We start from the raw sequence: 9,385 nt of genomic DNA, 5'->3' as shown, positions 1-9,385 counted from the left end.
AACGTTCCGTGAAGCACTTCGCCGCTTTTTTCATATTACCTTGCCAGAAAAAGCGAAAGAGTTGACTACCCGACTGACTGATAACTTTCAGATTCTAAGACCTGCATCTTCAAGTTAAGTGCGTATAGAACTATTGTGCCAGTTACATCAGTCATTTTTTTGTTTACTGATTTGTTGATTATCCTCACTCCCCCAATTTAATCTAAGTCAGAACCTGTATTAAATTGTTCCGTGATATTTAACGCTACGTTATGCAAGAAATATAAGATACCTGCCAGAAAAGTACGAGGAGGTTACGCTAATGGTGATTTGATCGACATCCCTAGTGGCAGGCTTGTCTCTATTCACGTACAAGTACCCGCCACTAAAGATGAAAAGTCACCGACTTAATTCTGCTCAGCCACCAAAATCGCTTGAGTATCTGGCTCCAGCGCTTTGAAAACATGCTCTAAGTCCGCCGGATAGCAGATATAATCACCTTCACTTAATTCTTCTGGTGCTTCCGTTAGCCCTACCAACGCACGCCCATGAGTGATAATAATATGCTCCACTGAACCGGGTGGATGTGGATGAGAAACGCGATCTGCCCCTGGCTGCGTCATCAACAGATAAATATCACGACGCGCACCTGGTGGACAGATCGCCAATAAAATCGCCTGATAGTTCGCCTGTTCCGCCACCACTTTAGTGCCTTCACCACGCCGAATTACCTGTGTTTTGTTACTCTGCGGTTCCAATAACCCACTTGCAGCAGCGATGGCGGGCTTGTTGGTGAATGCACGTCATTTTCCCTTTGGCATCGCCGTGCGAGACTTAGTTGGAAAACGTATGGCAAGTTTTCTGGGATGCCACATTATGAATGATGAAAGTGTGGTTTTCGGTATGTCACAACCGACATCTGAACAGCGCAAAGCTGCTTACTGGTTATGTGGTATTGGTGTTGTTGTATTCTGGCCGCTCGGTGTAGTTATTGGCTGTGTAATCGGGAAATTCCTTCCCGCACCAGAAACCATTGGCTTGGGTGCTGTTTTCCCGGCTATTTTACTGGCACTGGTCATTCCATCATTTGAGAATAAAACGACATTCACTCGTGCCTCCAGTGGCGCGGCAATTTCACTTGCAACCGTGCCTTTCGCACCTGTGGGATTACCAGTTCTGGTGTCACTATTGGGTTTACACACAAGGAAAAAATGATGGCGAACTATGCTCTGATTATTATTGGCATTGCGGTGTTGTCAATTGGCACTTATTTGATGCGACTCAGCGGCGCAAAATTGGGTAATAAACTGCCTTTATCTGAACACTCTCGGACGCTGCTTACCGATGCCGCAACCACGTTGTTGTTCGCTGTCGCACTCACTGCCACCTTTTACGAAAGCGGTCATTTTGCTGGCATGGCACGCATACTGGGTATTACCGTCGCGGTGTTTCTTGCCTGGCGAAGGATGCCACTGATTATAGTGATTCTGGTTGCGGTAAGCGTGACAGCATTGTTGCGCTATGCAGGCATAAAATAAGCACTTTAATATATTGCAGTCTTTTCCCTGAGGTTTGGCTCATTTGATAGCCATGTCTGTCAGCTTCATAAATCACCAATATTGTATAGGAAAATTGTAGAGATTTAGGAAGACGGTAGTAGACTTTGTGAGATTGGGACTTTGCGCTAGGGCTTAATGGAGGAGAGCGCAATACTGGCATGTTAACATATTAATATTTAATAAGTTAATATTATTAAAAAAGTCACATACTCCCAATAGTACCCCACATTATTTTGCTACATCAAATCTGGTAGATTTTATTCGGAAATTAGGTTCATAACTGTTTAATCATCGTGTTAAAGCAAAAAAGCCATGAGATTTGAAAAAATAGAAAAAATGGAATAGATATTGTTTCATTTTTAACCGAAACACAAAAAACAATTAACGTTTTAGATATATTAATTAATAAAACAGAAGATAATAAAAAATATATAAAAATATTAAAAAAAAGAAAAAAATCTAATGACGGATTGTCTATTTCACCATTTGAGTTATTTGAAAAAAAGCATGATATTGCCGTTTATGGTGGAGCTGGAGCAGGAAAAACCACAACCTTACAAATGTATGTAAGAAAATTACTTTCAGAAAATTCATCAAAGGTTATATACATACCCTTAAATAGATTCATTAATAGAGTGAAAATAATTCTAAATGATGATCATAATGGCTATGATATTTTAATTTCTAGGGAACACGATTATGAAGCTGTTCAACGGTATTTGCCCCTTCTTGCTCTAATTCAGCAACCGCCAACGTTAAATAGAAGCCACTACTGAAAACAGTATCAATTTAAAAAATTATTTATTAGAAGAAAAAGAAATAAAGGTTCAAGGAAAAAACCGAATCTTAGCCAACAACTAATCGAAAGTATTAAAGGTAAAGAAATTTGTGAGATCGTTAAAACACCTTTACTTGCAACTTTATTATGTGATCTTGCGGAAAAAGGAATTGATATACCTTCAAGTGAAAGCGAAATATTCACAAAACGACTGGAGCTTTTTTGTGGTGTCTATGATACATATAAAAATATAAAGAGAACAACATTATCTCAAAGTATATTATATAAATCAGCGATTAAAATTGGTTATGCTTTTCATCAAAGAAATCTCCGTTCAGCAATAAAAAAAGATATAGTAAATTTTCTGCATAATGACACTAGTTTTAATTACTTAATGGAAACATGCTTAGCTGCGATAGAGGAATTAATCACTCCTTGTAATATTTTAGTTTTTGATCATATATCTGAGACTTTTTCTTTTGGTCATTTAAGATATCAAGAACATTTAGCATCTTTATAATTAATTCAAAATAGATCAATAGAAATAATTCATTATCTAAAAAGTGATTGGTGGCGTGGCGCCTTATGTCTTTACGCTCAATCTTGTGAATTTTATTCATTAATAGAAGATTTCACAATTAAATATCACAATATAAAATACGCTTTAATACACTAAGCGAAATGGCAAAATTTCGCCCTCAAAAAGAAAGGAATAATATAAATTACCTTCTACAAAAATATGAAGAAAAAGATGATGGTTTTTTATATGGAAATGAGTGGGATATGGATTATCGTTGATACCAATCTAATATTAAATGCATCCACCGAGAAATATAATTAGTTAAAAGGCCATCTTATATTAAGATGGTCAATTTTATTACCTTTAAAATAAATCATCTCATTTATTTAAATATTGCAAATACTAATCTTTAATAAAATATTATCATTTAAATATAAAATAAAAAACATTAATCAATTAGCTTGTCCTTCAAACATTGCCAATCCTTCGCAAGATACCTGCGTAAAAAACACTGCCTAATATTCATTTTTATTTTTTCTATCTTATTTTCTGTTTTCTTTTTTTGCCGAATAAGCTGAATATCCTCCCAAAGTTGCTCACGTTCAAAAAAAGTCCATACAGGAGGTACAGGAGTTAATCCATTGGTATAACACACCGGAGCTACCCACTCGAAAAAGACCATTTCAACATGCTCAAGTGGAAAATGTTTTGCTACAGAAGCTATATATTCATAGTCAACCTCATTATCTACAAAGATATCAGATAACGCTTCACACAAATCTATATCTGTCAGTTGATTGCCCAATGAGTAAACTCCTCTATTTCTTCATCTAAAGCATCCGCAACTACTGAGCCAGCAACACCTCCGGCTATGCTACCTAATAACACTACAGCAATAGCACAAACGGGAGCACCAGGGCCACAAAATGGTGTTACAGCTAAACCAGCAAGGCTTCCTCCTGCCACTCCACCACCAATTTGTATACCTTGTTTGACCGCTTCCTTAGGTTTATTTTCAGCATTCAATATTTCATGTGTAGCCAATATTGCCGTAAAGATTGTGCCTACTTTTCCTATGATCTTTAACCTTTTGTTAGCTGTTGTAAATTTAGGATTATCTCTGGATGATGATTCTATTATTTCATAATAAATAGCGTTTTTTTGTTCTGGAGTAAGTTTGGAAAATACATTGCTAAATTTCTTTTGAGAATACTTATCAAGAAGATCATTAAGAGAAGGAGGTGTTTTTTTATGTCTTTCAGCAACCGCTAATCCTTGTGCTGAAGTAATTTTTCTATGTTCAGCCATAATTTGGTTTCGCATTTCATAGCAAAATTCTGCTGCTTCTTTTACTGATATTTTTTTCGAACTCACCATCTGCTTAACTTCAGAAGTTACTCTTTTTATATTTGAAGCGTAGCTTTGCCTAACCTTAGCATCACTTATAGCATCCGTCGAAAATTTGAGAGCAGAACCTTCTAATGCTGCCACAGCCTTATCTAAAATAGGATCATCAATAGAATGTTCTTGTTTTCCTGCATATGTTCCCTCTACCACTTCATACGTCATGATTTCACCCAATAATTTTATTTAATAAGATTTCTGTCAAACTTTGTGGAGAACTTTCTTTTTCAAAATGTTCTATTTCAAGTTTTACACACTTATGGCCTGTTATTGATGTGAACATGACTTTATTTTCTTGGTTAAACTCACCATTAAGGACTGAGCCATCATCAAGCGTGGCAATACATTTTATGCCGCAATAATCAATTTCAGGAGAGACGCTAAAACCAATCCATTTTTTTGTTTCTGAAAGTAATTCCTGCGGTTCTGTTTTTCCAGAAGAGAGTGCTGTATTTTGGTAACTATCAGGAATGGAGTGAATAAGATTTGCTCCACAAGGACAAGTACTCTGGCTATCCAAAGTTCCTGCCAATTTAGTTCCCATATCAAAAAAGCAATTCACGCCACCTACGATAGAAAAGTTGCCTGAGTGGTTTCCACAAGTAACAAGGGAACCTTCTACCGCAGCCTGCCGTCCATAAAATGTAATATTACTGGTTCCTGTAAGGATTGTTCCTCTACAGCTTGTCTTATCTCCTACCGTCAAAAAATGTCCTATAGCCATACTTCTTTCTCCCTATGCCGATACAATTTTACTGATAGAACAATTTATAAGCATCATGATATACCAAAAAATTTTAAGCATTCCACTATGAACAAGGATTATTCAATAAAAATGTGATAGTTGTCATTTTTAATCCAAAATCAAATGATTAAACATCTTAAATTTAACGTAATACAACAACTTAAAAGCACACTGACGCGCTGCGCGCTTGTCTTCTCCGAGTTACCGGGCTAATACATTAACCCGGTAACTCGGAGAGCTGAAAAAACACCTGCCAGAGAAAACATTTTTATCTACCTCTCCCGATTAAAGAATTAGTAATAAAACTGCTCACCCTATTCACCTCTGAATATTTTTATCTAAATTCATATTGTTAAAGAATGATGAGTTGAAATTAAACTCATCACCATTCTTCACCTAACCGTTCACCTCCAACCAGAAAAAGGTGAACAGTGATGGATAGTTTTTTATATTTCTTTGAAATATTGACTGGAATCAGAAAAAAATTATTCTTCTGGCAGGCTATTCCTTGTCAGTTTCGGCATCCATTCGATAGCTGTATCAAGATTCAGGCTCAGATTGCTACGAATGCCTTGTTTGCTTTTCTTGCGTAAATATTGCTGGCTGTATTCTGCCAGTGCGCCCGACATATCCATACCGAAGCGAGTCACGGAAACAGATTTATTCAGGTTATTGCCTTTCATATAAGCAAGAGCAATAAAATAACCGCAAAAATCGACTAGTGGATCTGTACCGTTCCCGTGGGCTTGGGTTCAGGCAACGGCAAGGCCAGAGCATTGGCAACCATTTTGGCCACTTCAAAAATTGTGATCAGATGGGTTCTTACCACTAAATCCAGCCCATCACCATAGTTCGGAGCGTCACACTGGCGGCAATGCCAATTGCCATAATGGTGATCATCAATAAAGTGGAAACGATCAGTACCACTACAGACAGGACAAGCGCCATGTTTACCCTTTGCCGAAATATCAATACCACATGCAGGCAGCAGTTTTCCGATCAGCACATTTTCGCTGAGGAGAGCGCAATACTGGCATGTTAACATATTAATATTTAATGAATTAATTTTATTAAAAAAGTCACATACCCCCAATTGTACCCCCACATTATTTTGCTACATCAAGTTTGGTAGATTTTACGTGGAAATTAGATTTATAACTTTTTAATCATTACGTTAAAGCAAAAAAGCCATGAGATTTGGAAATGGTCAAATTTGGCTGCCATTTCACGCTCAAGGCTTCATATAAACATTTATCATTTTTACGAACTAGATCACAAATTAAAATGGGCTATTCCTGTGGCTCAGAGCGGGCTTTCCTTTCTAATAATTCTCCAGTATGAGAATCGAAATAACGACTTGGCCAGATTTCTGAGGGATGGATGCCAAGATAATCAGCAATGATCCATTCGCCTTTAGGCCAAGGCCTACTGAATGCGTTTGCTAGTGTAGATGAACTAAGTCCCGACTCACGAGAAACAGCCGCTAAAGTTGTACCGCGTTTACGTAATGCGGCAATAATATCGGCCTGATGCCAATCATTTTTAACATTGTTATTCATTCCTGCTACCCCTTCCATTAATTAATATTGATGGTGGCGATTCAGACAGGGTTCGCAGTACCGGGAACTATCAACCGGTGAGGCCGAAGCCTCCCCCACCTGAACCGCCATTGAAAAGGCGATAGCAGACACACTGGTAGAAACTTCCTACCAGTGGATAGTTCATTACAAGGCTGCGAAACCTTACCACTGGATTGTGCCAATGGCGGGGGTACTTTAACTGATTGCTTTATCTGAATCAATAACTGGACGACTAAGTTTAACAGCTATAAACCCACGCAACATAACAGGCAGCGATCCGAATGCTTAATTCTTCAATCAGCCAATTCATCAATTTCCTTACTTATACCTGACAACATGCAATCTCTGGCGCGCGACAGTTCGGACAAAACAAAAAGTGTCTGCCTTGCCCTTGATCGATATCTGTGCGCCAGAGTGAACGCAAGTTGAGGTATTGCGGGGCATCGGTTGAGTACTCAGTACTGCCGCCTGCGTTTGCAGGTCATCCCCACCGACATAAAGCCAGCCTCGATATCGTCAATCTCTCCTTTTTCAATCTATAAAAAGCAGTGTCAGATTCACTGCGTGGTTAACTAGGCCAGAGCCTATCAGAGGTGTGTTGTCCTTTTGCTGCGGCGTCACTTTCAGCGGTAAACCTGCAAAAAGTGACGCCTTGAGTTCTGTAAACAATCAGCAAAAATCGTGCAAACGTTGAAGCGCCATCAGGCACAGCAAAACGCCGTAAGGTTAAAGGTTAAACGGTAGTCATATTAATGGATTAGCTGTAGAAAAACTGTCTGTTGAATAATTCAAACAGAGATAGATAAGAGTATGTACGGATGCGCAAAAGCTATCCCTTTGCTCATTGAAGATAAATAGGATTTATGTTGCATTGAAACGCCAGTATATGAACCCACACTCAATACACTTTGGTAACAAGATAAAGATATCCTTTTGGGTTATCTATTAGTTTAAGAGACCTTCATTGCCAGACGAGGGTTTAGGTGTCTTGACAATATCTGCTCTCAAAGGTGTGCAGATGTACCGCAATTCTTGCTCTCTCTTTCAGGCTACGAGAGTTTTATTTCGCCACCCGAAGGCGATCCTGACAGGCGATGGACCATTAGTGTAAGTGGAATACTAGCGGTTGTGGTGAGTAGGGTCAACAACTTATGTTATGGATTAATTAGAATTTAATCTGTCAAAGATAATTTCATAAAATGACTAATTTTGACAGTTTACTTTAACTCATTTATACCCAAACGTGTTGTACATTACACCTGTTAAAAAAGTTAAACTGGCTGTGCCACCTAGAAAATCTAATAACCAATTAAAAGAGTTAACAAGAAGAACTCGGCATGATACATAACCGAAACACAATGTAAATTTGCACCATAGCAATATGTTAGGTTAAGTCGGCTATTTTGCTCACAGCCGACCATCAAATTTAATCATGTCCTACAGTAAGATAATGTCAAGTCAAATCGCGGCTAATATCAGCATCTAGGCTGGTAGAGTCTGAGGCAAGTACTATTTATAACTGTATGCAAACCAATGCAGCATAGTCACACTTCCAGCTTTCGTAACAGCTTGCCATCATTTTTATCGAAAGATACTATTTTATAGTGGTATCCTTTTAAGGCCTCAACAAGAACACTTTCTTCTTCAGACGTTGCAAAAATTATTTGCCCTCCATTTAGGGTCGATTTCGCTGCATCCCTAAGCAACTCCGAAAAACTTACCTTATTTGCCTCCTGCTGTCGTGGCTCATCAAAAATAACTAACCCAGGATGATTTGTAGAATGTTCTTTACTTACAGAAAATAAACTTAGCAAATAACCCCAAATAATTCTTATACCATCACTAGCCGAAGTATCAAACCCAATATCATAACCCTCTCTCGTAGGTAAGTATGTTTCTTTTGAAATACTGATTAAGCCTGCATCAAAGCTGGAAAAATTATATTTTCTGAGTCTACATACCAAGCCAGAGTTTAATGCTTGTAATTTATCTAGATCTTTAGCGGAAAGAACGCTTTGAGGAAATGATTTCCTTTTAGAAAGGAGTTTAACATAATTTGAATGCAAAGCATTCAACTCAAGTTTTATCTCAGCCAAAGCCAGATAAGCACCACTTATATTTTCAATTGAATTCTCAAGATTTATCTTTCTACGTAATATATCTTCCTGCAAAACTATAGATGAATTATCTTTTTTCTTTAACCTATTAATATCAACCCTCAGAGAAGCTATTATTTCTTCTATTTTTTTCTGTTCATAATTTTTGTACTTAAGTTGATTTTCGCTGTCATGCAAAACAAACTCAAAAGCTTTGATCTGATCTTTGATAAAATTTAAGCTACTCTCATAAGTCATCAGATTATCTTGCGTTGAAAGATCTAACAGATTATTGCTGTATAATGTTCCACAAGTCGGACACTCATTACTATTCAAATGAGTATCTTCGAATACAGTGGAAGATGCTATTTTCTTCAGATCTTCATATTTTCTTTTATCATCTAAAAGATTATTTAATCTGTCTTTTGTTGATGCAATTTGATAGGTTATATAACTTTTATGATCGCTGATTGTCTCTAAATTTAGTTCTAATGAATTAATTTCATCTGATTTAGCACTAATAATGCGAACTACCTCTATCTCAGGGTGAGATCTCATATATTTAGTAAGGTTATTTAGGTTAAATAAAGACCAGAATATAACTTCTTATAGCTCTTTCTCTCATTAAAACGATAAGATCACGCTATTCCATAAAAATAGCGATCGTAATAATGAGTATTTTTAACTTTATCAGTAAGATCGATGACCCGCGTTCTGATATCAA

Annotated in this window: 8 protein-coding genes and 4 pseudogenes; 4 read left to right on the top strand and 8 right to left on the bottom strand. The window is 37.3% G+C overall.

Annotated elements, in window-relative coordinates:
* Nucleotides 1-118: pseudogene (locus Xenpb_RS20160) on the top strand (IS630 family transposase); the annotation flags it as partial.
* A gap of 268 nt (nucleotides 119-386) precedes the next feature.
* On the opposite strand, the pseudogene Xenpb_RS18530 reads toward Xenpb_RS20160, so the two are convergent.
* Nucleotides 387-740, bottom strand: a pseudogene (locus tag Xenpb_RS18530) (cupin domain-containing protein); the annotation flags it as partial.
* Here Xenpb_RS18530 and Xenpb_RS18525 point away from each other — a divergent pair.
* From Xenpb_RS18525 to Xenpb_RS18515, 3 genes and pseudogenes are all read left to right on the top strand, one after another.
* Nucleotides 739-1,194: pseudogene (locus Xenpb_RS18525) on the top strand (AzlC family ABC transporter permease); the annotation flags it as partial. The pseudogenes Xenpb_RS18530 and Xenpb_RS18525 sit on opposite strands and share 2 nt — an antisense overlap.
* Complete coding sequence (locus Xenpb_RS18520) at nucleotides 1,194-1,517, top strand: AzlD domain-containing protein (protein WP_187655630.1); 324 nt, start codon at nucleotides 1,194-1,196, stop codon at nucleotides 1,515-1,517. The pseudogene Xenpb_RS18525 and the gene Xenpb_RS18520, both read left to right, overlap by 1 nt.
* A 491-nt stretch (nucleotides 1,518-2,008) precedes the next feature.
* Nucleotides 2,009-2,314, top strand: coding sequence for a hypothetical protein (locus tag Xenpb_RS18515; RefSeq protein WP_187655629.1), 306 nt, complete (start codon nucleotides 2,009-2,011; stop codon nucleotides 2,312-2,314).
* A 970-nt stretch (nucleotides 2,315-3,284) separates the two neighbouring features.
* On the opposite strand, the gene Xenpb_RS18510 is transcribed toward Xenpb_RS18515, so the two are convergent.
* From Xenpb_RS18510 to Xenpb_RS18480, 7 genes and pseudogenes are all read right to left on the bottom strand, one after another.
* Nucleotides 3,285-3,641 carry a hypothetical protein gene (locus Xenpb_RS18510; protein WP_187655628.1) on the bottom strand — a complete coding sequence of 119 codons (357 nt, stop codon included), beginning with the start codon at nucleotides 3,639-3,641 and terminating at the stop codon, nucleotides 3,285-3,287.
* Nucleotides 3,626-4,405, bottom strand: coding sequence for a hypothetical protein (locus Xenpb_RS18505; protein ID WP_187655627.1), 780 nt, complete (start codon nucleotides 4,403-4,405; stop codon nucleotides 3,626-3,628). Before Xenpb_RS18505 ends, Xenpb_RS18510 begins: the two co-directional genes overlap by 16 nt.
* 4 nt (nucleotides 4,406-4,409) lie before the next feature.
* Nucleotides 4,410-4,964 (bottom strand): PAAR domain-containing protein, encoded by a 555-nt coding sequence (locus tag Xenpb_RS20575; RefSeq protein ID WP_187655626.1) that lies wholly within the window; start codon nucleotides 4,962-4,964, stop codon nucleotides 4,410-4,412.
* A gap of 506 nt (nucleotides 4,965-5,470) precedes the next feature.
* Complete coding sequence (locus Xenpb_RS18495; protein ID WP_187655625.1) at nucleotides 5,471-5,668, bottom strand: hypothetical protein; 198 nt, start codon at nucleotides 5,666-5,668, stop codon at nucleotides 5,471-5,473.
* Between the two features lie 59 nt (nucleotides 5,669-5,727).
* Nucleotides 5,728-6,030: pseudogene (locus Xenpb_RS18490) on the bottom strand (primase-helicase zinc-binding domain-containing protein); the annotation flags it as partial.
* Nucleotides 6,031-6,274: 244 nt separating this feature from the next.
* On the bottom strand, nucleotides 6,275-6,544 hold the full coding sequence (locus Xenpb_RS18485; RefSeq protein WP_187655623.1) for a helix-turn-helix transcriptional regulator: 270 nt from the start codon (nucleotides 6,542-6,544) through the stop codon (nucleotides 6,275-6,277).
* A 1,565-nt stretch (nucleotides 6,545-8,109) separates the two neighbouring features.
* Nucleotides 8,110-9,219, bottom strand: a complete 1,110-nt coding sequence (locus Xenpb_RS18480) for a hypothetical protein (protein WP_187655622.1) — start codon at nucleotides 9,217-9,219, stop codon at nucleotides 8,110-8,112.
* Nucleotides 9,220-9,385 lie beyond the last annotated feature (166 nt).

The organism is Xenorhabdus sp. PB62.4, assembly GCF_014467285.1.
Classification (GTDB): Bacteria; Pseudomonadota; Gammaproteobacteria; order Enterobacterales; family Enterobacteriaceae; genus Xenorhabdus.
The sequence above is the reverse complement of the archived record's forward strand: the minus strand, read 5'-3'. Positions and strand labels throughout refer to the sequence as shown.